This is a genomic window from Paracoccus ravus, assembly GCF_004522175.1.
In the GTDB taxonomy this organism is placed as follows: Bacteria; Pseudomonadota; Alphaproteobacteria; order Rhodobacterales; family Rhodobacteraceae; genus Paracoccus; species Paracoccus ravus.
Window position 1 is genome coordinate 100017 of the sequence record NZ_SDEB01000002.1, and the last position, 23716, is coordinate 123732.

Genomic DNA, 23716 nt, shown 5'->3' on the forward strand with positions numbered 1-23716 from the left:
TCATCGCGCCACGGCCTGGGCGAAACCGGCCTCGCGAAAGCGGAACAGAGCTTGCGCGATCTGGCCACGGCTCACGAAGGGGCCGGCAAGCAACAGCACCGATCCTGTGTCGTCATCCGGGGCGCGTCCTCTCAGCAAGGGGTAGCCAAGGCGGGCCGCGCGGCGGGCCATGCCCTCGGCCGCGCGACGATTCGGAAAGCGGCCGATCTCGACATGCCGGGCATCGGCTGGAATCGTCGTCGAGGGCCTGGCCGATCTGGCGAGGCCGCGTGAGATTTCGCGTGCCTGTTTCACGTCGCGGGGCTGGCGGGTTTGCGGCTTTTTGCATTGTGCTTCTCCTTTGGGACCGCATCCCGGCCGGACCTGCGCAGCTGCGTCACGCGCGGGCACCGAAACGGGCGTGGATGCGGACACGGGTATGGCTGTGGGCACGGGTCGCACGAATACGAGATGCGCCAGCGTCAGCGGTGACAGCCCGTCGCAATAGCCCGCGCTGGGATCTCGCCCAAGCCGCGTCGACGCTGCGACGTCATCATTTCCGAGCAGCCGGCATAGCCGCGGATTGGGGTGAAGATCCATTCCCATCGCCCGAGCAAGCGCCGGAGCAGCCCTGATCTCGGCTTTCAGCTCGTCGAGCGGTCCGGTGGGAACGGGTTCGGGGCCCATATCGGGCAGGGCCGTCAACGGGTCGCGATCGCTTGTCAATTCGCCCGGTTCCAGCCGGGCAAAGACGGTTTTCGCCAGTTCCTCTTCGATCAATTGCCCCCGGCTTTTGGCCGCATCGGGATCATGGATGCGAAGCCGGGGACGTCCGTTCAGGCCCCGGATCGTGGCCGAGGGCGGATATCCGCAGGTCAGGTCACCGTCGCGGCTCAGAAGCGCGTCCCATCGACCGCTTTCGCTCTTACGGAACACGCAGCCCTTGCTGTCGATATATTGCCGGGCCGGAAAATCCGGTGGGGGCATTTCGGCGGGCCGATGTTCGGCCCGCGCGTGCAGCGGCAAAAGCCATGCAAGAAACAGCCAGAGTGCCAGACGAACCATTTCCGCCCCCGTTCCATCCTGTGGACGGGATAGCCCACAGAATTGAACGGCGGGTTAATGCCCGATCATTTGGTCCCGAACATCCGGTCGCCCGCATCGCCAAGGCCCGGCACGATATAGCCATGATCATCCAGCCGCTCATCGAGCGAAGCGGTCACGATCGGCACATCCGGATGCGCCTCCTGCATCCGCTTGACCCCTTCCGGCGAGGCCAGCAGGCACAGGAAGCGGATGTTCTTCGCGCCCTCGCGCTTCAGCATGTCGATGGCCGCGACCGAGGAATTGCCGGTGGCCAGCATCGGATCGACGACGATGGTCATGCGGGAATCCAGCTCTTTCGGAACCTTGCAGTAATATTCGACCGGCTGCAGCGTCTCGGGATCGCGATAGAGCCCGATGAAGCCCACCCGCGCCGCCGGGATCAGTTCCAGGATCCCGTCCATCAGCCCGTTGCCGGCGCGCAGGATCGAGATCAGGGCCAGCTTCTTCCCTTCCAGCAGCGGGGCCTGCATCTCCTGCAGGGGGGTCTCGATGGTGACGGTGGTCATTTCCAGCTCGCGCGTGACCTCATAGGCCAGGAGCAGGCTGATCTCGCGCAGCAGGCGGCGGAAGCTCGCGGTCGAGGTGGACTTGTCGCGCATCAGGGTCAGCTTGTGCTGGACAAGCGGATGATCGACGACGGTCAGATGCTGCTGGGTCATGAAAGCTCCTGTTTCAGGCGGTCCCTGGTTTCATTGTCGCAGAAGGCGGCCTCGGCGGCCCAGAGGTTCATCTGGCGGAATTCCTCTTCCGCCCAGCCGAACCGGTCTGCGAGCATGTCATATTCACGCGAGAGCGTGGTCCGAAAGAAAGGCGGGTCATCGGTCGAGACCGTGACGCGTACCCCGGCATCGGCGAGACGTGCAATCGGGTGACTAGACCAATCCGGCACGACACCCAATGCGACATTCGAGCCGGGGCAGACCTCGAGGGTGATCCCCTTCTCGGCCAGATCGCGGACCAGCGCCGGGTCCTCGATCGCGCGGATGCCGTGGCCGATGCGGCTGACGCCGAGATCGAGCGCGTCGCGGATCGATTGCGGCCCGCCCCATTCGCCCGCATGGGCGGTGAGGCCCAAGCCTGCCTCACGCGCGCAATCGAAGGACCATGCGAAATCCTTGGCCTCGCCGATATCCTCGGCCCCGGCAAGGCCAAGCCCGGCAACCCAGCCGCCCGAGGTTTCGGCGGCGCAGATCGCGGTCTTTTTCGCCCGGTCCGGCCCGTAATGGCGGATGCAGGTCAGGATGGCGCGGCTTTCGACGCCCGACAGAGCATATTCACCCGCGACCTCTTCCATCGCGCCCAGATGGTCCTGCCATGCGGCCAGATCACCGCCACCGCAGAATTCGGGCGAGACGAAAAGCTCGACATAGATCGCGCCCTGCTCGCCGCATTCGTTCAGCACCGCCGAGAGCAGCCGGGCATAATCGGCCGGCCCCTCGACGACGCTGGTCGCGGCCTCGTAGACGCGCAGGAAATCGTTGAAATCGCCATAGCTGTAACGGCCTTGGTCGTCGAACATGCCGCGCAATTCACGGTGACGCTCCTTGGCGAGGCCGCGAATGAAAGCGGGCGGGGCCGCCCCCTCCAGATGCAGGTGCAACTCGATCTTCTTTTGCATGCTCATAGAAAGGACCTTCCCGGCCCGACCGGGGCCAGCTTCAAATGTGCCGCGACCGAGGCGGCGAGATCGGCAAATCCCACTTGCCCTATGGCGCGGGGGCAAAGCCCCCAGCCCAGCACCGGAACGCGCTCGCGGGTGTGATCGGTTCCGGGCCAGCTCGGGTCATTGCCGTGATCGGCGGTGAAGATCGCGAGATCGCCGGGCCGCAGCCGCGACAGAAACCGCCCGGCGATGCCGTCGAACCATTCGAGCGCGCCCGCATAGCCCGCAATATCGCGGCGATGCCCGTAAAGGCTGTCGAATTCGACGAAATTGGCGAAGGTCAGGCTGCCCGGCTCGGCTTCATCGGCGAGGCGGATCAGATGCTCTGCCAGATCGGCATCGGACTTGCCCTTGTGCAGATGAGTGATGCCGCGATGCGAGAAGATGTCGCCGATCTTGCCGATGGCATGGGTGACGCGGCCCGCCGCCTCTGCCGCATCCAGAATGGTCCGGCCCGGAGGCGCGATGGCATAGTCGCGCCGGTTCGGCGTGCGGCTGAACTGCCCCTCTGCCCCGATGAAGGGCCGGGCAATGACACGCCCTACCCGCATCGGATGGACCATCGCAGCGACCGCCTCGCAGAGCCGGTAGAGCCGGTCGAGGCCGAACGCCTCTTCATGCGCGGCGATCTGCAGGACGCTGTCGGCGGAGGTGTAGCAGATCGGCCAGCCGGTCCGCAGGTGTTCGTTGCCGAGACGGGCGATGATCTCGGTCCCCGAGGCATGCTCGTCGCCAAGGATGCCTGCCGTTCCCGCCGCCTGCGCGATCCGGGCGGAAAGGTCAGGCGGGAAACTGGGCCGGGTATCCGGGAAATAATGCCAATCCCAAGGCACCGGGACGCCCGCGATTTCCCAATGGCCCGAGGGCGTGTCCTTGCCGGGCGAGACTTCGCTCGCCGCGCCCCAGAGCCCCTGCGGCTCGGCCCCGAGGCCCGGCGCTTCCGCGCCGCTGGCGAGGCGCAGGGCCGCGCCAAGCCCCAGCGCGTCCAGATGCGGCATGTGCAGGGGCCGGGCCTGCGCGATATGGCCGAGCGTATTCGCCCCCGTGTCGGGCACCGTGCCATTGAAGAAGCGCGCCGCATCGGGCGCGCCGCCGATGCCGACGGAATCCATCACGATCAGGAAGGCGCGGGATGCAGGCTGGGCACTCATTCGGGCGAAACCTCGTTGCGGATCAGCGGGCCGGGAGCCGGTCCGTCCCCCATCAGATAGGCCGCCTGCACCGTGGCGATGGCAGCTTCGGCTGCGGCATCGCTCGCGGCATGGACAAAGCCCAAGGGCTGGTCAGGACCGGCCTCTTCGCCGATGCGCCGCAATTGCGCAAGCCCGACGCGCGAATCGATGCGATCGCCGGCATGGAGCCGCCCGCCGCCCAGGGCCACGACGGCATGGCCGAGGGACTCGGTGTCGATGGCCGCGACCCGGCCGCGGGCCGGGATCGGGCGGATCACCGGCGCGGGCGGAAGATAGGCGTCGGGCCGCTCGATCAGGTCGGCGGGACCTCCCTGCGCCACCACCATGCGGGCGAAACGCTCGGCGGCCCTGCCCGAGGTCAGCGCGGCCTCGGCCCCCGCGAGGCCGACGATGCCCAGACAGGCTTCGGACAAGGCCAGCGACAGCTCGGCCAAGGCCCCCTGCCCGCCTTGCAGGACGGCAATCGCCTCGCGCAGTTCCAGCGCGTTCCCGGCGGCGCGGGCCAAAGGCTGGTCCATGTCGGTGACATAGGCCCTCGTGTGGCAACCCGCCCCATTGGCCGTCGCGACCAAAGCGCGGGCGAGGTCCATCGCGGCATCAGACGTGCGCAGGAAGGCCCCCGAGCCCTGCTTGACATCCAGCACCAAGGCATCCAGCCCCGCCGCCAGCTTCTTCGACAGGATCGAGGCGGTAATCAGGTCAATCGAGCCCACCGTCGCGGATTCGTCGCGGATCGCGTAAAGCCGCGCATCGGCCGGGGCGAGATCCTTCCCCGCCGCGACGATCGCGCAGCCGAGATCCGCGACGATGCGGCGGAACTCTTCCTCGGGCAAGGCGGTGCGGAAACCGGGAATCGCCTCCAGCTTGTCGAGCGTGCCGCCGGTATGGCCAAGGCCGCGCCCCGAGATCATCGGCACATAGGCCCCTGAGCAGGCGACAAGTGGCGCAAGGATCAGGCTGACCGTATCGCCGATGCCGCCGGTTGAATGCTTGTCCACCACCGGCCCCGGCAGATCCCAGCGCAGCACATGGCCGGAATCGCGCATGGCGCGGGTCAGGGCGACGCGCCCCCCCTCGCCCAGACCCGCCAGCAGCACCGCCATGGCAAAAGAGCCCGCCTGCGCATCGCTGACCCAGCCTTCGGCGAGGCCCCGGGCGATCAGCCGCGCGCCCTCCTCATCCAGCCCGCGCCCGTCGCGGACCCCCGCAATCACCGGACGCGGATCGGCTTGCGTCATTCGATACCCGACATATGCGAAATGTCGAACCGCCCCGGCAGCAATTCGCCAACGGTGGTGGCCAGCGTGACTCCGCCGGTCGTCGCCAGCAGGACCGGCGTGTCGGCACGGCCGAATTCCGCGAGCTTCTGGCGGCAGCCGCCGCAGGGCGGCACCGGGGTCGGGCTGTCGGCGATCACCGCGACCTCTACGAGCTCGGTCTCGCCCGAGGCGACCATCAGCGCGATGGCCCCGGCCTCGGCGCAGGTGCCTTCCGGATAGGCGACATTCTCGACATTGCAGCCGTGATAGACCTGCCCCGAGGCGCCGCGCACCGCCGCGCCCACCTTGAAGCGGGAATATGGCGCATAGGCCCGCTCGCGCACGTCGCGCGCCGCATCAAGAAGCGTCATTCCCGCACCTTTCACATAGCCGTCATTCGCCGGATCATCATTGCGCCCGGCCCCGGCCTGTTGCAAGTCCAAGCCATTCGGACGCGCCCTCTGTTCGCCGCGCCAAAAATAGTTTAACGCTGAACCATCTTGAGAGGAGGTCGCATCATGGAAGAACGCAGGCAGGATAATGCCCGGCAGGCCGCGCTGGATTACCACGAGTTTCCCCGCCCCGGAAAACTCGAGGTGCGCGCCACCAAACCGCTTGCGAATGGACGCGACCTGAGCCGGGCCTATTCGCCGGGCGTGGCCGAGGCCTGTCTGGAAATCAAGGCCGATCCCTCGACCGCGGCGCGCTATACCTCGCGCGGGAACCTCGTCGCCGTGGTCTCGAACGGCACGGCGGTGCTGGGCTTGGGCAATATCGGGGCCCTCGCCTCGAAGCCGGTGATGGAGGGCAAGGCGGTCCTCTTCAAGAAATTCGCCAATATCGACTGCTTCGACATCGAACTCGACCAGCCCGACCCCGAGAAGCTCGCCGAGATCGTCTGCGCCATGGAGCCGAGCTTTGGCGCGATCAACCTCGAGGACATCAAGGCCCCCGACTGCTTCATCGTCGAGAAAATCTGCCGCGAGCGGATGAACATCCCGGTCTTCCACGACGACCAGCATGGCACGGCCATTGTCGTTGGCGCGGCAGCCACCAATGCCTTGCGCATCGCGGGCAAGAAATTCGACGAGATCAAGGTCGTCTCGACTGGCGGGGGTGCTGCGGGCATCGCCTGCCTGAACATGCTGCTGAAGCTGGGCGTGAAACGCGAGAATGTCTGGCTTTGCGATATCGCGGGCCTCGTCTATGAGGGCCGCGAAGAGCAGATGACGCCGCAAAAGGCGGAATATGCGCAGAAAAGCGATCTGCGCACACTCGATGACGTGATCGGCGGCGCAGATCTGTTCCTTGGCCTCTCCGGCCCCGGCGTGTTGACCCCCGGGATGGTCGCCAAGATGTCGAAGCGCCCGATTGTCTTTGCGCTGGCGAACCCGACCCCCGAGATCCTGCCCGAGGATGTCCGCACCGTCGCCCCAGACGCGATCATCGCGACGGGCCGTTCGGATTACCCGAACCAAGTGAACAACGTCCTGTGCTTCCCCTTCATCTTCCGTGGCGCGCTGGATGTTGGTGCGACCACGATCAATGACGAGATGCAACTGGCCTGCATCGAGGGCATCGCGGCGCTTGCCCGCGCCACCACCTCCGCCGAGGCCGCGATGGCCTATCGCGGCGAGACGCTGACCTTCGGCACCGATTACCTGATCCCGAAACCCTTCGATCCGCGCCTGATCGGCGTCGTCTCGACCGCCGTCGCCAAGGCCGCGATGGAAACCGGCGTCGCCACCCGCCCGCTCGAGGACATCAATGCCTATAAGCGCCAGCTTGACGGCTCGGTCTTCCGCTCGGCCCTGATTATGCGCCCGGTCTTCGAGGCCGCCGCCACCGCCCATCGCCGCATCGTCTTTGCAGAGGGCGAGGATGAGCGCGTGCTGCGCGCCGCCAATGCCATGATCGAGGAGACCACCGACGTTCCGATCCTGATCGGCCGCCCCGAAGTCATCGAAATGCGTGCCGAGCGCGCCGGCCTTCCGATCCGCCCCGGCCGCGATTTCGAGATCGTGAACCCGGAAAATGATCCGCGCTATCGTGACTACTGGGGCACCTATCACGAGCTGATGGCCCGTCGCGGCGTCACGCCCGAGGTCGCCCGCGCCATCATGCGTACCAATACCACCGCCATCGGCGCGGTCATGGTGCACCGCAACGAGGCCGACAGCCTGATCTGCGGCACCTTCGGGCAATATCACTGGCACCTGAATTACATCAATCAGGTCCTCGCCCGCGACGGACTGCGGCCGCATGGCGCGCTGTCCCTGATGATCCTTGAGGACGGACCGCTGTTCATCGCGGATACGCAGGTCCATCACACGCCCGATCCGCAGCAACTGGCCGAGATCACCATCGGGGCGGCCCGCCATGTCCGCCGTTTCGGCCTGACGCCCAAGATCGCGCTCTGCTGCCATTCGCAATTCGGAAATCTCGACACCGATTCCGGTCGCCGGATGCGCGCCGCCATGGAGATCCTCGAAGCGAAGGGCGTGGATTTCGTGGTCGAAGGCGAGATGCATATGGATGCCGCCCTTGATCCGGCGGTGCGCGAGCGGTTGATGCCGCAATCGCGGCTCGAAGGCGCAGCGAATGTGCTGGTCTTTGCCAATACCGATGCCGCTTCGGGCGTGCGCAACGCGCTCAAGATGAAGGCCAATGGCCTTGAGGTCGGCCCGATCCTGATGGGCATGGGCAACAAGGCGCATATCGTGACGCAATCGGTGACGACGCGCGGCCTTCTGAACATGAGCGTTCTCGCGGGCACCCCGGTCGGGTCCTACGGCTAGGCCGCGACATTCTGTCATCGCGCTTCGGCTCGACCGCTAACATCCTTGCCCGCAGCGTTGCTGCGGGCATTATTCCTTCAAACCTTGGGGAGGAGGAATGAGGATGGCTTATCGCGAGGTCTACGACGCCTGGAAGGCCGATCCCGAGGCGTTCTGGATGCAGGCGGCTGGGGCGATTGACTGGGTCCGCGCGCCCTCGAAGGCGCTCTTCGATGAAAACGCCCCGATCTATGAATGGTTCTCGGACGGGATGGTCAATGCCTGCTGGAACGCGGTCGACCGCCATGTCCTGGCGGGTCGCGGCGATCAGGTCGCGATCATGCATGACAGTCCCATCACGCTCTCGACCAAGGGCATCACCTATCGCCAATTGCAGGACCGCGTCGCCTCGCTGGCCGGGGCGCTGCGGATGCGCGGCATCGAAAAGGGCGACCGCGTCATCATCTATATGCCGATGATCCCCGAGGCGCTCGTCGCCATGCTGGCCTGTGCCCGTCTTGGCGCGATCCATTCCGTGGTCTTCGGGGGTTTTGCCGCGCATGAACTGGCCGTCCGGATCGACGATTGCACGCCCAAGGCGATGATCGCGGCCTCATGCGGATTGGAACCCGACCGCGTGGTGCATTACAAGCCTCTGCTAGATCAGGCGATCGAACTGGCCAGCCACAAGCCGGAGTTCTGCGTCATCTACCAGCGCGAGCAAGAGGTCGCGAAGCTGGTCGAGGGCCGCGATTTCAACTGGCACGGCTTCCAATATGGCGTGCGTCCCGCTGAATGCGTTCCGGTCGAGGGCAATCACCCGGCCTATATCCTTTACACCTCGGGCACGACCGGCCAACCCAAGGGCGTCGTCCGCGACACGGCGGGCCATCTGGTGGCGCTGCAATGGTCGATGAAGAACGTGTTCAATATCGAGGCCGGAGATCGCTTCTGGGCCGCCTCGGATGTCGGCTGGGTCGTTGGCCACAGCTATATCTGCTATGGCCCGCTGATCGCCGGGGCGACCACCGTCGTCTTTGAAGGCAAGCCCGTCGGCACGCCGCATCCCGGCGTCTTCTGGCGCACCATCCAGAACAACCGAATCAAGAGCTTCTTCACCGCCCCCACCGCCTTGCGCGCCATCCGCCGCGAGGACCCGGAAGGCAAATGGATCAAGCGCTACAAGCTGCATGACCTGCAGGCGCTGTTCCTTGCCGGTGAGCGCGCCGATCCCGAGACCGTGTCATGGGCGCGCGAGCATCTCGGCGTGCCGGTGATCGACAATTGGTGGCAGACCGAGACCGGCTGGCCCATCGCCGCCAATCCGATCGGGATCGAGACCGTCCCGGTCAAGCTAGGCAGCCCCTCGGTCCCGATGCCCGGCTATGACGTGCAGGTGCTCGACGAGGCGGGCGAGCCGGTGCCGCCCGGCACGCTGGGCGCCATCGCCATCCGCCTGCCGCTGCCGCCCGGCACGCTGCCGACGCTCTGGAATGCCGAGGAGCGCTTCCGCAAGGGCTATCTCGACCGCTTCCCCGGCCATTACGAGACCGGCGACGCGGGCTATATCGACGAGGACGGCTATCTCTACGTCATGTCGCGCACCGATGACGTGATCAATGTCGCGGGCCACCGGCTTTCGACCGGCGCGATGGAGGAGGTGCTGGCCACCCATCCCGCCGTCGCCGAATGCGCGGTGATCGGGGTCGCGGATGCGCTGAAAGGCCAGGCCCCGCTCGGGCTCCTTTGCCTCAAGGCCGGGGTCGAGATGCCGCATGAGCAGGTGGTGCGCGAAGTCGTGAAGCTCGTGCGCGAACGGATCGGCCCGGTCGCCGCCTTCCGCACCGCCTGCGTCGTGCAGCGCCTGCCCAAGACACGCTCGGGCAAGATCCTGCGCGCGACGATGACGCGGATCGCCGACGGGGTCGAGTTCAAGATGCCCGCCACCATCGACGACCCCGCGATCCTCGACGAGATCCGGGCGAGTCTGTCCACGCTCGGTTATCCCGCCGTCGCGAAGACGGGATAGCCCTCAGGCGCGGGGCTCGCTCAGGCGATCTCCGCGCCGAGCGCCTTCATCAGCGGCAGGAAGTCGGGGAAGGAGGTCGCGATCGGGCTGCCGTCATCGACGCTGATCGGCTGCTCGGAGGCGAGACCCGCGACAAGGAAGGACATGGCGATGCGGTGGTCGATATGGGTGACCGCAGTCGCCCCGCCCTTCAGCCCGCCGCTGCCTTGGACGGTCATGCTGTCCTCGGTCGAGGTGACGCTTGCGCCATTGGCGATAAGGCCCGCTTCCATCGCGGCGATCCGGTCGCTTTCCTTGACGCGAAGCTCATGCACGCCCTGCATCACCGTCGTGCCCTCGGCAAAGGCCGCGATCACCGACAGGATCGGGAATTCGTCGATCATGCTGGCGGCGCGCTCGGCGGGCACGGTCACGCCTTTCAGGGGCCCGTGGCGCACGATCAGGTCGGCGACAGGCTCGCCGCCCTCTTCGCGCGGGTTTTCAAAGGTGATATCCGCGCCCATCTCCAGAAGCGTGACGTAAAGCCCGTCGCGGGTCGGGTTACGGCTGACACCCGGCACACGGATTTCCGAGCCCGGCACGAGCAGCGCGGCGGCGACCGGGAAAGCGGCGCTGGAGGGATCGCGCGGCACGGCGACGGGTTGCGGTTTCAGTTCCGGACGGCCGGTCAGGGTGATGACATGGCCCTCATCCGTAACCTCGGTGGTGATGGTCGCGCCGAAGCCCGCCAGCATCCGCTCGGTATGGTCGCGGGTCGGTTCGGATTCGATGACGACGGTCTGGCCCGGTGCGTTCAACCCGGCCAGCAAAACAGCGGATTTGATCTGCGCGCTGGCGACCGGGGTCTTGTAACGGGCGGGAACCGGCTCGGCCGCGCCCTTGATGGTGACCGGCAGGCGCTTGCCCTCGCGCGAGGTGACCTCGCAGCCGAAAAGCTCCAGCGGGTCGGTGACGCGACCCATCGGGCGGCGCGACAGGCTGGCATCGCCGGTGAAGGTCGCGGTGATCGGGCTGGTCGCCATCGCGCCCATGATCAGGCGCACGCCGGTGCCGGAATTGCCGCAATCGATCACGCCCTCGGGCTCGGCAAAACCGCCAACGCCGACGCCGTTGACCTTCCATTCGCCGATCCCCAGGCGCTCGACCTGCGCGCCGAAGGCCTGCATGGCCTTGGCGGTGTCGAGCACGTCCTGGCCTTCGAGCAGCCCGGTGATATGGGTCTCGCCGACCGCGAGCGCGCCAAGGATCAGCGCGCGATGGCTGATCGACTTGTCGCCGGGAACCTTCGCCTCGCCCTTCAAGGGGCCAGAGCGGCGGGCAATCATCGGCAGCGGTTCGGCAGAATGTGACATGGAAAGGCCCCTCAAGTGATCGCCAAGGTGATAGCGGTCACGCAAGGGGCTTGCAATCTACGCCGTGAGTTTCAGCCCTGACGGCGGAAGGTCACATAATGCGGCGTGCGGCCTTCGCGCAGCGCCTTTTGCTCATAGCGCGTCGAGTACCAGTCATCCCAAGCCTGCGGACCTTCATAGACCAGATCGAAACCTGCCCCCGGCACCTCTTCCAAGGTCTGGCGGATGTAGTCGGGAATATCCGAAGCGACGCGGAATTCGGCACCCGGCTTCATCACGCGGGCAAGCGGGATCAGGTGCTCGGGCGTCACGAAGCGGCGGCGGTGATGGCGCGCCTTGGGCCAAGGATCGGGGTAATTCAGGAACGCCTTGTCGATCGAGTTTTCCGGAAAGACATCCATCAGGTCACGCGCATCGCCGGGATGGACCGAGACATTCTCGACCCCCGCCGCGCGGATCTTGCCCAGAAGCATGGCCACGCCATTGATGAAGGGCTCGCAGCCGATGATGCCGATCTCGGGATAGCGCGCGGCCATATGGACCATGTGCTCGCCGCCGCCGAAGCCGACCTCCAGCCAGACCGGGCGGTCATCGCCGAAGATCGTGCTGGGGTGGACCACAGCACGTTCGGGATTGTCCTGCAGCGTGATGCCGCGCGGACGCAGGGTGCCGAGGTCCTCGGACAGGTAGCCCTTCTGGCTTTGCCGCAGGGTCTTGCCGTGACGGCGGCCATAGAAATTGCGGCGCGGGGGATTCGGATCGAATTCGCTCATGCCGCGCCCATAAAAAGGGCGCGGCATAAGGTCAAGTCATTCCGCAGCGAGACGCGAAATGATGACCTGAACTTCGGGCTTCTTGCCGATTTCTTCCATCGAAACCTGCCGCGTCACTTTGCGGATGGCTTCTTCGAGGCGGCTGTCATCCATCACCGTGCGATCATCGGCACGCTCGAGGAATTCCGCCAATTCGCTTTCGATGCTTCCCGCCAAGGGAACCCCGGCGCGACCGCTTTCCGGCAGGCCCGAAAGCTCGACCCAAGCATCGGGCAGCGGATTGTCATCCTCGTCGATGATGACCGAAACCATGACCTTGCCGTTCAGCGCCATGCGGATGCGGTCGCGCACGACCCCGTCCATCGCGCCGATCAACACCGTGCCGTCCAGATACAGGCGACCGGTATCGATCTGATCGACGATGCGAGGTTTCGGCCCGGTGACATCGACCATCGTGCCATTGGTCGCGATGACCGCTTCAAGGCCGCGTGCTTCCGCAAGCTTCGCGTGTTCACGCAGATGCATATGCTCGCCATGCATCGGGATCACGATCTGCGGCTTCAGCAGTTCATGCACCGCCTCGATATCGGGCCGGTTCGCGTGGCCCGAGACGTGATACAGCCCGTCATCGGCATCATAAAGATCGACGCCCATTTCGCTCAGCTGGTTCTGAATGCGGATCACCCCGCGCTCATTGCCGGGAATGGTGCGCGAGCTGAACAGGAAGCTGTCGCCCTCTTTGAGTTCGATCCCCAGATAGCGCCCGCGCGACAATTGCGCACTGGCGGCGCGGCGCTCGCCCTGGCTGCCGGTGACGACCAGCATGACCTTGTTGCGCGGGAGTTCGGCGGCCTCTTCGGGCGAGATGACCGGCGGGAAACGGTCAAGAATGCCCGTCTCCATCGCCACGGTGATCATCCGGCGCATGGCGCGGCCCAGAAGGCAGATCTTGCGGCCCGAGGCGATGCCGGCCTCGGACAGGGTGCGCAAGCGCGCGATGTTGCTCGCGAAGGTCGTCGCCACGACCATCTGGCGCTGCGCCATGACCCAGTCGAGGATCGGGTTCGCCAGCACCGCTTCCGAGCGGCCCGGATGGGTCGAGAAGATGTTGGTCGAATCGCAGGTCAGCACCTTGACCCCGTTCCGCTCCTTGGCAATCTCGTGCCACAGGATCGGGTCGAAGGCCTCGCCCACCACCGGCGTCCCGTCGAGTTTGAAATCGCCGGTATGGACGATCCGGCCCGCAGGCGTGTCGATGATCAGGGCCGAGCTTTCCGGGATCGAATGGCTGACCGGAACGAATTGCACCTCGAAGGGCCCGGCCGAGATCACCTCGGGGCGCGCGGCGTGGATATGGATCTGGTCGATGGGCTGGCCCATCTCTTCCATCTTCAGCCGAGCGATCGCGCCGGTGAAGCGGCGGCAATGGATCGGCTTCTGGATCTTGCCCCAAAGAAGCCCCAGTGCGCCGACATGGTCCTCATGCGCGTGGGTGATGAAGATCGCCTCGATGCGGTTGCGGTTCTCTTCCAGCCAGGCCACGTCGGCCATGATCAGGTCGATGCCCGGCGCGGTGTCCATATCGCCGAAGGTGACGCCCAGATCGACGACGATCAGGCGTTCCTTGCCGGGTTCGCCGTAGCCGTAGACATAGGCATTCATGCCGATTTCGCCGGCTCCGCCGAGCGGCAGATAGATCAGGCGTTCAGCCATGCCCCATCTCCTTGTTGTAATCGTGGATCAGGCGCAGGCCGTGCATGGTGAGGTCATCCTCGATCGCGTCGAACAGATCAAAACCCTGATCGAAAAGCGGCGCAAGCCCGCCAGTGGCGATGACTTTCATCTCGCGACCGCGTTCTTGCCGGATCTTGGCGACGATCCCCTGCACAAGGCCGATATAGCCCCAGAAAATGCCTGACTGAATGCAGGCGACGGTATTGGTGCCGATGACCCTCGCGGGCATCGTCACGTCGACATGCGGAAGACTGGCCGCACCCATATGCAATGCTTCGAGCGACAGGTTGACGCCCGGAGAAATCACGCCGCCGACATAGGCCCCATCGGTATCGACCACGTCGAAGGTCGTCGCGGTGCCGAAATCGACGACAATCAGATCAGGCCCGTGACGGTCAAAAGCGCCGACGGTATTCACCAGCCGGTCGGGGCCGACAGTCGTGCCCTGATCGACGCGCGGCGCAACCGGCAGCAGGCAATCAGGCTTGCCGACGACCAACGGCCGCGTGTCGAAATAGCGGTTGCAGAGCACGCGCAGGTTGAAAACCACCCGGGGCGCGGTCGCGCTGATAATGCAATCCGTGATGTTCAGATCGAGCTTTTGCAGGCTCATCAGCGTCGAGAGCCAGACGAAATACTCATCCGCCGTGCGGCGGTGATCGGTGGCAATGCGCCACATCGCCCGAAAGGACGTGCCATCCCAGACCGAGAAAACCGTATTGGTATTGCCGGTATCGATGCAGAGAAGCATCTCGCCTAGCCTCCGAAAAAGACATCGGCGGCGGGAAGAACCTGCCGACCGGAGGAGGTATTCAGGACCAGCGCCCCTGTCTCGTCGATGCCCTCGAAGACGCCATGGCTCTCAGTCCCGGCCATGCGGGCCACGATCGGCTCGCCAAGCTTCGCGGCGCGGGCGAGCCATGCCTGCCGGATCGGCGCAAAACCATAGGTCTCGAATTGGGCAAGCCAGCGCGCGAAAGCGGGGGCGAGCAGGTCGAGAAATTCCTCGGCCCCGACGGAGAAGCCGGTCTCGCCCAGCACGGAAACCGGGGCGATGGCGCGGGCTTCGACCGCGGCGGCCTCCGGCGCGGCGGAGAGATTCACGCCAATGCCGACGACCAGCCCCGAAACCTCACGGCCCGATCCCACGCTTTCCAGAAGGATGCCCGCGACCTTGCCACCATTCAGCAGCACGTCATTGGGCCATTTGATTGAAAGCCGCGCGGCAGGCCCGCAGGCATCGCCAAGCGCGTCATAAAGCGCCAAAGCCGCGACAAAGGATATCTGCGCGGCGCTCGCGGCCCCTCCCTTGGGCCGCAAGAAAAGCGAGCCGGCGAAGTTCCCCGCCGGCATCACCCATTCTCTTCCGCGGCGGCCACGTGCGGCCGCCTGCTGATGTGCCATGACCCACACGGGACCGCTCAGCTGTGGAGCGAGGCGCATGGCCTCGCTATTCGTGCTGTCGGTGCGGGCCAGCACATGCCGACCCACGCCCTCGGGCCAGGTGTCACTCAACGCGTTCGGGCTCGGCCGGCAGCGTGACCGGGGCAGCCTCGGCTGCGGGGTTGACCAACGCCTCGGCGGCGCGGCCTGCGGCAGCATCGACGCCCAGCATGTTGATCGCACCAAACAGCATCGCTGCGGCCGGGATCATCAGCGCAAGATATTGCACCATGCCCATGCGGCTGGTCACGCCATCATTCTCGGCACCGAAATACATGTAGTAAACGATGCGGAGGTAATAGAAGGCACCGATGACCGAGGCGATCACGCCCAGCACCGCAAGCCAGCCCATGCCCGCATCGACAGCCGCGTTCAGCACACCGAACTTGGCGAAGAAGCCGAGCGTCGGCGGCACACCCGCGAGGCTGAACATCAGGACCAGCATGGCCAGCCCCTTGGCCGGATCGGTCCATGCAAAGCGGTTCAGCGAGGCGAGATCGGTGACCGGGGTCCCGTCACGCTCCAAGGACAGGATAAAGGCGAAGGTGCCGACATTCATCACCGCATAGATGGTCATGTAGATCAGCATGGCCTGCACGCCGAGCGTCGTACCCGAAGCGAGGCCCACCAGCGCGAAGCCCATATGCGCGATCGAAGAATAGGCCATCAGACGTTTGACATTGGTCTGGCCGATACCGGCGATCGAACCAAGGAACATCGACATCACAGCCAGAGCCGCGACGATCTGGCTCCAGTCGCCGATGACCTGACCGAAGGCGTCAAAGACCAGTCGCGCGATCAGCGCCATGGCCGCGACCTTCGGGGCCGAGGCGAAGAAGGCGGTGACCGGCGTCGGCGAGCCTTCATAGACGTCCGGGGTCCACATGTGGAACGGCACGGCCGAAACCTTGAAGGACAGGCCGACCAGCATAAACACGAGGCCGAACAGCACGCCCATCGACAAGTGGCCCGACTGGACCGCGTTGATGATGCCTTGGAAGTTCGTCGTGCCCGAGAAGCCGTAGACCAGCGAGGCACCGTAAAGCAGCAGGCCCGAGCTGAGCGAACCCAGAACGAAATACTTCAGACCGGCTTCCGAAGAGCGCGCCGAGTCCTTGCGCATGGCCGCGACGACATAAAGCGACAGCGATTGCAGCTCGAGGCCCATGTAAAGCGTCAGCAGATCGCCCGCCGAGACCATCAGCATCATGCCGATGACCGAAAGGGTGATGACGATCGGGAACTCGAATCGCAGCATCTTGCGGCGGTCGAGATAATCGACGCTCATCGCGAGGACGGCGGCAGCCGAAACCAGCATCACCACCTTGGCGAAGCGCGAGAAGCCGTCATCGATGAACATGCCGTGGAAGGCCAGCGCATCGACGCGGCTGCCAAGGCCGATCATGGCGGCGACGATCAGGAAGGCTGCTACCGTGGTCCAGAGCAAAGTCCGTGCCAGCTTGTCCTTGCCGAAATAGGCCCCTGCCATCAGGGCCGCCAGCGCATAGGCGGCCAGCAGCGCCTCGGGCAGAATGGTCGTGAAATCGAGCGAGGTCATCTCCGCCCCCTAGTGGCTTGTCACAGCCGCGGCGGTTTCCACCACCGGCTGGGCTTGGTTGTAGTCATTGAGCAGCGCGGCAACGGCCGGGCCGGTCACGTCGGTCACGAGGCGCGGATAGACGCCAAGGATCAGCGTCATCGCGATCAGCGGAACGAAGATCCAGCGCTCACGCGGCGTCATGTCGGCGATCGTCTTCAGGCTTTCCTTGATCAGCTGGCCCAGCGTCACGCGGCGGTAAAGCCACAGCGCATAGCCCGCCGAAAGGATCACACCCGAAGCGGCGACCAGCGCGACCCAGGTATTGACCCGGAACGTGCCCATCAGCGTCAGGAATTCACCGACAAAGCCCGAAGTGCCCGGCAGGCCCACGTTCGCCATGGTGAAGAACATGAAAACCAGCGCGTATTTCGGCATCCGGTTCACGAGGCCGCCATAGGCGTCGATCTCGCGGGTATGCATGCGGTCATAGATCACGCCGACGCAAAGGAAGAGCGCGCCCGAAATGAAACCATGCGACAGCATCTGGAAGATCGCGCCATCGACGCCGACCTGATTGAAGGCAAAGATCCCCATGGTCACATAGCCCATATGCGCAACAGACGAATAGGCAATCACCTTCTTCATGTCCGACTGCGCCAGAGCCACCAGCGAGGTATAGACGATGGCGATGGCCGACATCCAGAACACGACCGGCTGCATGATCTCGGAAGCGACCGGGAACATCGGCAGGCTGAAGCGCAGAAAGCCGTAGCCACCCATTTTCAGCAGAACAGCAGCCAGCAGGACCGAACCCGCGGTCGGGGCCTGAACGTGCGCGTCGGGCAGCCAGGTATGGACCGGCCACATCGGCATCTTCACCGCGAAGCTGGCGAAGAACGCGAGGAACAGCAGCATCTGCATCCCGCCAATCACCGTCACGCCCAGCAGGCGGAAGGTCTCATGCGGGAAGTCAAAGGTCAGCAGCGTCGGAATGTCGGTGGTGCCCGCCATACGATACATGGCGATCATCGCGACCAGCATCAGCACCGAGCCGAGGAAGGTGTAAAGGAAGAACTTGAAGGACGCATAGATGCGATCCTTGCCGCCCCAGATGCCGATGATCAGGAACATCGGGATCAGGCCTGCCTCGAAGAACAGGTAGAACAGGACCAGATCCAGCGCGGTAAACACGCCGATCATCAGGCCTTCCAGCACGAGGAAGGCGATCATGTATTCCTTGACCTTGGTCTTGACCTCCCAGCACGACAGGATCGTGATGGGCATCATGAAGGTCGTGAGCATGACGAACAGGACCGAGATCCCGTCGACGCCCATCTTGTAGCGCAGGCCCATGATCCAGGCCTTGTCCTCGACGAATTGGAACCCGGTATTCTGCGGGTCGAAACCGAAAAGGACGAAAAGCGAGATCAGGAAGGTGGCCGTGGTCGCCAGCAATGCAAGCCATTTGGCATTGCGCGCGGCGGCCTCGTCCTGTCCCCGAAGGAACAGGGCCATGATCCCTGCCGCGACGATGGGCAGGAAGGTGATGATGGAAAGAAGGTTCGTCATGTCAGTGCGCGCCCCGCATCATCACCCAGATCAGAAGACCCACGATGCCGACGACCATGGCGAAGGCGTAGTGGAACAGATAGCCCGATTGCACCCGGACCGCGGCGCGCGTCAGACGCGGCACGAGACCCATGGCAACCCCGTTGATCGTCCCGTCGATGACGGCCCCATCGCCCTTTTTCCAAAGGATGCGACCAAGGCACTGCGCCGGGCGGACGAAGATGAAGTTGTAGATTTCGTCGAAGTACCACTTGTTCAGCAGGAACTGGTAAAGCGCGGGCTGGGCACTCGCCAGTTTCGCCGGAAGCTCCGGGCTGCGGATATAGAAGATCCAAGCCGTGAACAGACCGATCAGCATGGCGATGAAGGGCGAGACCTTGACCCAAGCGGGTGCATGGTGCGCTTCGTCCATGATGTGGTTGTCGGGTGCCATATAGATCGCACCTCCGACCGGGGCAGCAACCTCGGCATGTTCGGTCGCGCCATGCTCGGCCGCAGCCGGGGCAGCATGAGCGTCAGCAACGGGTGCAGCATGCTCGGTCGCAGCCGGAGCAGCGTGCTCGGCACCCGCCGTGTCAGCCGCGACATGCTCAACCGGGGCCGCACCATGCTCGGCGGGGGCCGCTTCGCCCTCGGCGGTCTCATGCGCACCGGGGATGTGGAAATAGCTCGTCACCTTGTGGTGGTCGCCGAAGAAGGGACCATACCAGACCATACCGGCAAAGACCGCGCCGACAGCCAGAACTCCCAGCGGGATGGTCATGATGGCCGGGCTCTCATGGGCATGTTCATGCGCATGGTGATCGCCGCGTTCCTTGCCAAAGAAGGTCAGGAAGATCAGGCGCCACGAATAGAAGCTGGTGAAGCAGGCCGCGATCACGAGCATCCAGAAGGCATAGGTATTGCCCGCATAGGCGCTTTCGATGATGGCGTCTTTGGACAGGAAGCCCGCAAAGCCGATATGGGTCAGCGGAATGCCGACGCCGGTAATGGCGAAGGTGCCGATCATCATGGCCCAGAAGGTCAGCGGGATCTTTTTGCGCAGGTTGCCATAGTTCCGCATGTCCTGCTCGTGATGCATCGCGTGGATGACCGAACCGGCACCAAGGAACAGCATGGCCTTGAAGAAGGCATGGGTCAGCAGGTGGAACATGGCGGCGGAATAAACGCCGACGCCAGCGGCCACGAACATGTAGCCCAGCTGCGAACAGGTCGAATAGGCGATGACGCGCTTGATGTCGTTCTGCACCAGACCAACGGTCGCGGCGAAGAAGGCGGTCGTCGCGCCGACGATCACGATGAAGTTCTTCGCATCCGGCGCGAATTCATAAAGCGGCGACATGCGGCAGACGAGGAAGACGCCCGCGGTCACCATCGTGGCGGCGTGGATCAGTGCCGAAACCGGGGTCGGGCCTTCCATCGCGTCCGGCAACCAAGTGTGCAGCAGAAGCTGCGCCGATTTACCCATCGCACCCACGAACAGCAGGAAGCCCAAGAGGTTCGCGGCGTTCCATTCGGTCCACAGGAAATGCATCTGGGTCTGCGCGATTTCCGGCACTTGCGCGAAGATCGCATCGAAGCCGATCGATCCGGTCAGCCAGTAGAGGCCGAAGATGCCCAGCAGGAAGCCGAAATCGCCGACGCGGTTGACGATGAAGGCCTTCATCGCGGCGGCGTTGGCGCTGGCTTTCTTGTAGTAGAAGCCGATCAGCAGATACGAGGCGACACCGACGCCCTCCCAGCCGAAGAACATCTGCAGCAGGTTATCCGCCGTCACCAGCATCAGCATGGCGAAGGTGAAGAACGAGAGATAGGCGAAGAAGCGCGCCTTGTAATGCTCGTGATGGTGGTCCCAGTTATCGTCATGGGCCATGTAGCCCAGCGAATACATGTGAACCAAGGCCGAGACGGTCGTCACCACGATCAGCATGATCGCGGTCAGGCGGTCCAGACGGATCGCCCATTCGCTGACGAAATCGCCCGAAACAACCCAGTCCATGACCGGAATGTGGCGCGGCACGCCGTCAAAGCCCAGAAACAGCACCCAGCTGAGCAGGCAGCACAGGAACAGGATTCCCGTGGTCAGATATTGCGCGGCTTTCTCGCCGATGAACCGCCAGCCAAAGCCTGCGATCAGCGAGCCCAGCAGCGGCGCGAAGAGGACGATCTTTTCCATGCCGTCTTAACCCTTCATCACGTTGACGTCTTCCACCGCGATCGTGCCGCGGTTGCGGAAGAAGACCACGAGGATGGCAAGGCCGATGGCGGCCTCGGCGGCAGCGACGGTGAGGATGAACATAGTGAAGACCTGCCCCACCAGATCGCCCAGATGGGTCGAAAAGGCGACGAAGTTGATGTTCACCGCCAGAAGCATCAGTTCGATCGACATCAGGATGACGATGACGTTCTTTCGGTTCACGAAGATCCCGAAAATGCCGGTGACGAAAAGTATCGCCCCGACAACTAGGTAATGTGTCAATCCGATCATCTTCCTGGTCCCTCCGGGTCTTCACCCGTTGAAAAATCCGTTCGCTGGACGGACCGCGCGGCGCGGTCCCAATTGGCTTGGATGCGGGGGGCCTTACAGGCCCTGCCCCGGCTTCACGTCTTTCATTTCCATGGTCTTGGCCGGATCGCGCCACATCTGTTCCAGCACGTTCTGGCGCTTGATGTCGCGGCGGTGACGCATGGTCAGCAGGATCGCCCCGATCATCGCGACCAGCAGGATCAGCCCCGCGATCTGGAAGTTCAGCAGGTAGCGATCATAGATCAGCATCCCCAGACCTTGGGTGTTCTGAACGCCCTCGACGATGGGGGCGACACGCTGGCTTTCGGCCACTTCAGCAGGCGTCCAGCCCGAGAAAGCGATGCCCAACTGCGCCAGCAGCACCACGCCAATGATCAGCGCCAGCGGCAGATAGCGCGCCAATTCACCTTTCAGCGCGGCGAAATCGACGTCGAGCATCATCACGACGAAAAGGAACAGCACCGCCACCGCGCCGACATAGACGACGATCAGCAGCATGGCGACGAATTCCGCGCCCTGCAGGACGAACAGGCCCGAGGCGGAAAGGAAGGCAAGGATAAGCCACAGCACCGAATGCACCGGGTTGCGGCTGATCACGACCATGAAGCCTGCGACGCAGGCACTGATCGCGAACAGGTAGAAAGCGAAGGTCATCATTCCTCGTTCTCCTCGGCATAGACGCTCTGGGCGATCTCGAGCGCCTTCTGCATCGCAGGCAGCCCGCCGAACATGCTCATCTGAAAGATCGTCTCGGCGATCTCGTTTTTGGTAGCACCGACTGCAAGCGCCTGACGGATCGTCATGCGCAATTGCGGCTCGGCCAGCGCGCCCTGAACGGTAATCGCGCCGATGGTGAGAAGCAGACGCGTTTTCGCGTCCAGCCCCTCGCGGTTGAAAGTCTTGCCGAACCACATCTCAAGCATGTCCGCCGGCATGACGGGCACCAGCTTTTCCATCGCGCGCATGTCGAAATGTTCCAGCGCGGGGTTCCACGCACGGGCCATTTCCTGGCTCGAGGCCAGCATCTGCGCGAAAAGCTTGGTGAACGCGTCGCTCATCTGTAGGGCGCATCCAGTTGCAGGTTGCGCGCGATTTCCGATTCCCAGCGCTCGCCATTGGCCAGCAGCTTTTCCTTGTCATAGAAAAGCTCTTCGCGGGTTTCGGTCGCGTATTCGAAATTCGGACCCTCGACGATGGCATCGACCGGGCAAGCCTCTTGGCAGAAACCGCAATAGATGCATTTCGTCATGTCGATGTCGTAGCGCGTGGTGCGGCGCGAGCCGTCCTCGCGGGGTTCGGCATCGATGGTGATGGCCTGAGCCGGGCAGACCGCTTCGCAAAGCTTGCAGGCGATGCAGCGTTCTTCACCGTTCGGATAGCGGCGCAGCGCGTGCTCACCGCGGAAGCGCGGCGAGATCGGGCCCTTTTCATGCGGGTAGTTCAGCGTCGGCTTGGGCGAGACGAAGTAACGCATCCCAAGGCCGAAACCCTTGATGAAATCCCACATGAGGAAATATTTGGTCGCCCGCGCGAAATCGAAGGCCATCAGAATTGCTCCCCTTTTCTGGGTGCCGCGAAGCGGTCGAAGGCGGCGACATAGTCGCGCACGCGCGCGCCGTCCTTCGATTGTTCCGCCGTGTCGAGATTATTGGCGAGGAAATGGGCCAGCTCGATCTTGTCGGTCTCACTGGCTTGGGCGAATGCCTCGGCTAGCTTGTTGGAATACATCCTCTCAGCCTCCGATCGCGTAGCGGGCCCAGAAGCCGCCCAGGATTTCGTAGCGGGCAAGAATCGCGACCAGCACCACCCAGCCCAGCGACAGCGGCAGGAACACTTTCCAGCCAATGCGCATCAACTGGTCGTAGCGGTAGCGGGGCACGATCGCCTTGACCATCGCGAACATGTAGAACCAGAACCACATCTTGATGACCATCCACCACCAGCCATCGGCGATGAACGGGACGGGCGACAGCCAGCCGCCGAAGAACAGCAGCGAAAGCAGCGCGCACATCAGGTAGATGGCGATATATTCACCGGCCATGAACAGCAGGTAGGGCGTGGACGAATATTCGACCATGTGGCCCGCGACCAGCTCCGATTCAGCTTCTGCCAAGTCGAAGGGCGGGCGGTTCGTTTCGGCGAGCGCCGAGACGAAGAACAGCACGACCATCGGCAGATGCGGCAGCCAGTACCAGTTCAGAAGCCCCCAATCACCCTTTTGCGCATGGACGATCTCGGTCAGATTCATCGAACCCGAAGAAATGATGATGCCGATGATGATCAGGCCCATCGAGACTTCATAGGAGATCATCTGAGCCGCCGAACGCAGCGAGGCGAGGAAGGGATATTTCGAGTTCGAGGCCCAGCCGCCCATGATCGAGCCGTAAACCTCAAGCGAGGAGGCCGCGAAGACGAACAGGATGCCGACGTTGATGTTGGCCATGACCCAGCCCTCGTCGAAGGGAATCACGACAAAGGCGAACAGCGCCAGCATCATCGACAGGAACGGGGCCAGGAAGAAGACGAACTTGTCCGCCCCGGCCGGGATCACGATTTCCTTGACGATATATTTCAGGGCGTCGGCAAAGGTCTGAAGCAGGCCCCAGGGACCGACCACGTTCGGGCCGCGCCGCATCTGCACGGCCGCCCAGATCTTGCGGTCGCCGTAAACCATGAAGATCAGCGATCCCATGACGAAGGCAATGACGGCCAGACCCTGCAACAGCAAGGTCAGCGCGAAACCGGTGGATGAGGCCCAAAACTCAGCCATG

At 64.0% G+C, this 23716-nt stretch carries 22 protein-coding genes; 2 read left to right on the forward strand and 20 right to left on the reverse strand.

The features are described 5' to 3' along the window. From ESZ60_RS02350 to ESZ60_RS02375, 6 genes are all read right to left on the reverse strand, one after another. Complete coding sequence (locus ESZ60_RS02350; protein WP_134678808.1) at positions 1 to 1044, reverse strand: SPOR domain-containing protein; 1044 nt, start codon at positions 1042 to 1044, stop codon at positions 1 to 3. Between the two features lie 65 nt (positions 1045 to 1109). Beyond that, positions 1110 to 1745 carry a uracil phosphoribosyltransferase gene (upp, locus tag ESZ60_RS02355; RefSeq protein WP_134678809.1) on the reverse strand — a complete coding sequence of 212 codons (636 nt, stop codon included), beginning with the start codon at positions 1743 to 1745 and terminating at the stop codon, positions 1110 to 1112. Then, on the reverse strand, positions 1742 to 2710 hold the full coding sequence (locus ESZ60_RS02360) for an adenosine deaminase (protein WP_134678810.1): 969 nt from the start codon (positions 2708 to 2710) through the stop codon (positions 1742 to 1744). The genes upp and ESZ60_RS02360 overlap by 4 nt, the downstream gene beginning before the upstream one ends. Next, positions 2707 to 3900, reverse strand: a complete 1194-nt coding sequence (locus ESZ60_RS02365) for a phosphopentomutase (RefSeq protein ID WP_134678811.1) — start codon at positions 3898 to 3900, stop codon at positions 2707 to 2709. The genes ESZ60_RS02360 and ESZ60_RS02365 overlap by 4 nt, the downstream gene beginning before the upstream one ends. Beyond that, positions 3897 to 5180 carry a thymidine phosphorylase gene (locus ESZ60_RS02370; RefSeq protein ID WP_134678812.1) on the reverse strand — a complete coding sequence of 428 codons (1284 nt, stop codon included), beginning with the start codon at positions 5178 to 5180 and terminating at the stop codon, positions 3897 to 3899. Before ESZ60_RS02370 ends, ESZ60_RS02365 begins: the two co-directional genes overlap by 4 nt. Then, positions 5177 to 5572 (reverse strand): cytidine deaminase, encoded by a 396-nt coding sequence (locus ESZ60_RS02375; RefSeq protein WP_134678813.1) that lies wholly within the window; start codon positions 5570 to 5572, stop codon positions 5177 to 5179. The genes ESZ60_RS02370 and ESZ60_RS02375 overlap by 4 nt, the downstream gene beginning before the upstream one ends. Positions 5573 to 5719: 147 nt before the next feature. Between ESZ60_RS02375 and ESZ60_RS02380 the strand changes: the two genes are divergently transcribed. Both ESZ60_RS02380 and ESZ60_RS02385 read left to right on the forward strand, forming a co-directional pair. After that, positions 5720 to 7999, forward strand: a complete 2280-nt coding sequence (locus tag ESZ60_RS02380) for an NADP-dependent malic enzyme (RefSeq protein WP_134678814.1) — start codon at positions 5720 to 5722, stop codon at positions 7997 to 7999. Between the two features lie 103 nt (positions 8000 to 8102). Next, positions 8103 to 10007, forward strand: a complete 1905-nt coding sequence (locus tag ESZ60_RS02385) for a propionyl-CoA synthetase (RefSeq protein ID WP_134679004.1) — start codon at positions 8103 to 8105, stop codon at positions 10005 to 10007. Between the two features lie 20 nt (positions 10008 to 10027). On the opposite strand, the gene aroA is transcribed toward ESZ60_RS02385, so the two are convergent. From aroA to nuoH, 14 genes are all read right to left on the reverse strand, one after another. Beyond that, complete coding sequence (gene aroA, locus ESZ60_RS02390) at positions 10028 to 11359, reverse strand: 3-phosphoshikimate 1-carboxyvinyltransferase (protein WP_134678815.1); 1332 nt, start codon at positions 11357 to 11359, stop codon at positions 10028 to 10030. Between the two features lie 71 nt (positions 11360 to 11430). After that, the gene (trmB, locus tag ESZ60_RS02395) at positions 11431 to 12132 is read right to left on the reverse strand and encodes a tRNA (guanine(46)-N(7))-methyltransferase TrmB (protein WP_134678816.1); all 702 of its coding nucleotides are present in this window, start codon (positions 12130 to 12132) and stop codon (positions 11431 to 11433) included. Positions 12133 to 12168: 36 nt separating this feature from the next. Continuing rightward, positions 12169 to 13845 carry a ribonuclease J gene (locus ESZ60_RS02400; protein WP_134678817.1) on the reverse strand — a complete coding sequence of 559 codons (1677 nt, stop codon included), beginning with the start codon at positions 13843 to 13845 and terminating at the stop codon, positions 12169 to 12171. Continuing rightward, on the reverse strand, positions 13838 to 14617 hold the full coding sequence (locus ESZ60_RS02405; protein ID WP_134678818.1) for a type III pantothenate kinase: 780 nt from the start codon (positions 14615 to 14617) through the stop codon (positions 13838 to 13840). Before ESZ60_RS02405 ends, ESZ60_RS02400 begins: the two co-directional genes overlap by 8 nt. A 5-nt stretch (positions 14618 to 14622) precedes the next feature. After that, entirely contained in the window at positions 14623 to 15381 is a 759-nt protein-coding gene (locus ESZ60_RS02410; protein ID WP_209021224.1) for a biotin--[acetyl-CoA-carboxylase] ligase, read from the reverse strand. Continuing rightward, the gene (gene nuoN, locus ESZ60_RS02415) at positions 15374 to 16867 is read right to left on the reverse strand and encodes an NADH-quinone oxidoreductase subunit NuoN (RefSeq protein WP_134678820.1); all 1494 of its coding nucleotides are present in this window, start codon (positions 16865 to 16867) and stop codon (positions 15374 to 15376) included. Before nuoN ends, ESZ60_RS02410 begins: the two co-directional genes overlap by 8 nt. A 9-nt stretch (positions 16868 to 16876) precedes the next feature. Beyond that, positions 16877 to 18418, reverse strand: a complete 1542-nt coding sequence (locus tag ESZ60_RS02420; protein ID WP_134678821.1) for an NADH-quinone oxidoreductase subunit M — start codon at positions 18416 to 18418, stop codon at positions 16877 to 16879. A 1-nt stretch (position 18419) separates the two neighbouring features. After that, positions 18420 to 20594 (reverse strand): NADH-quinone oxidoreductase subunit L, encoded by a 2175-nt coding sequence (nuoL, locus tag ESZ60_RS02425; protein WP_134678822.1) that lies wholly within the window; start codon positions 20592 to 20594, stop codon positions 18420 to 18422. A 6-nt stretch (positions 20595 to 20600) separates the two neighbouring features. After that, a complete protein-coding gene (nuoK, locus tag ESZ60_RS02430) occupies positions 20601 to 20906 on the reverse strand; it encodes an NADH-quinone oxidoreductase subunit NuoK (protein ID WP_134678823.1) in 306 nt (101 codons plus the stop codon). A gap of 93 nt (positions 20907 to 20999) precedes the next feature. Further along, the gene (locus ESZ60_RS02435; protein WP_134678824.1) at positions 21000 to 21602 is read right to left on the reverse strand and encodes an NADH-quinone oxidoreductase subunit J; all 603 of its coding nucleotides are present in this window, start codon (positions 21600 to 21602) and stop codon (positions 21000 to 21002) included. Continuing rightward, positions 21599 to 22003, reverse strand: a complete 405-nt coding sequence (locus ESZ60_RS02440; protein WP_134678825.1) for a carboxymuconolactone decarboxylase family protein — start codon at positions 22001 to 22003, stop codon at positions 21599 to 21601. Before ESZ60_RS02440 ends, ESZ60_RS02435 begins: the two co-directional genes overlap by 4 nt. After that, positions 22000 to 22491 (reverse strand): NADH-quinone oxidoreductase subunit NuoI, encoded by a 492-nt coding sequence (nuoI, locus tag ESZ60_RS02445; RefSeq protein ID WP_134678826.1) that lies wholly within the window; start codon positions 22489 to 22491, stop codon positions 22000 to 22002. The genes ESZ60_RS02440 and nuoI overlap by 4 nt, the downstream gene beginning before the upstream one ends. Next, on the reverse strand, positions 22491 to 22673 hold the full coding sequence (locus tag ESZ60_RS02450; protein WP_134678827.1) for a hypothetical protein: 183 nt from the start codon (positions 22671 to 22673) through the stop codon (positions 22491 to 22493). The genes nuoI and ESZ60_RS02450 overlap by 1 nt, the downstream gene beginning before the upstream one ends. A gap of 4 nt (positions 22674 to 22677) precedes the next feature. Then, positions 22678 to 23715 (reverse strand): NADH-quinone oxidoreductase subunit NuoH, encoded by a 1038-nt coding sequence (gene nuoH / locus ESZ60_RS02455; protein WP_134678828.1) that lies wholly within the window; start codon positions 23713 to 23715, stop codon positions 22678 to 22680. Between the last annotated feature and the right edge of the window lies 1 nt (position 23716).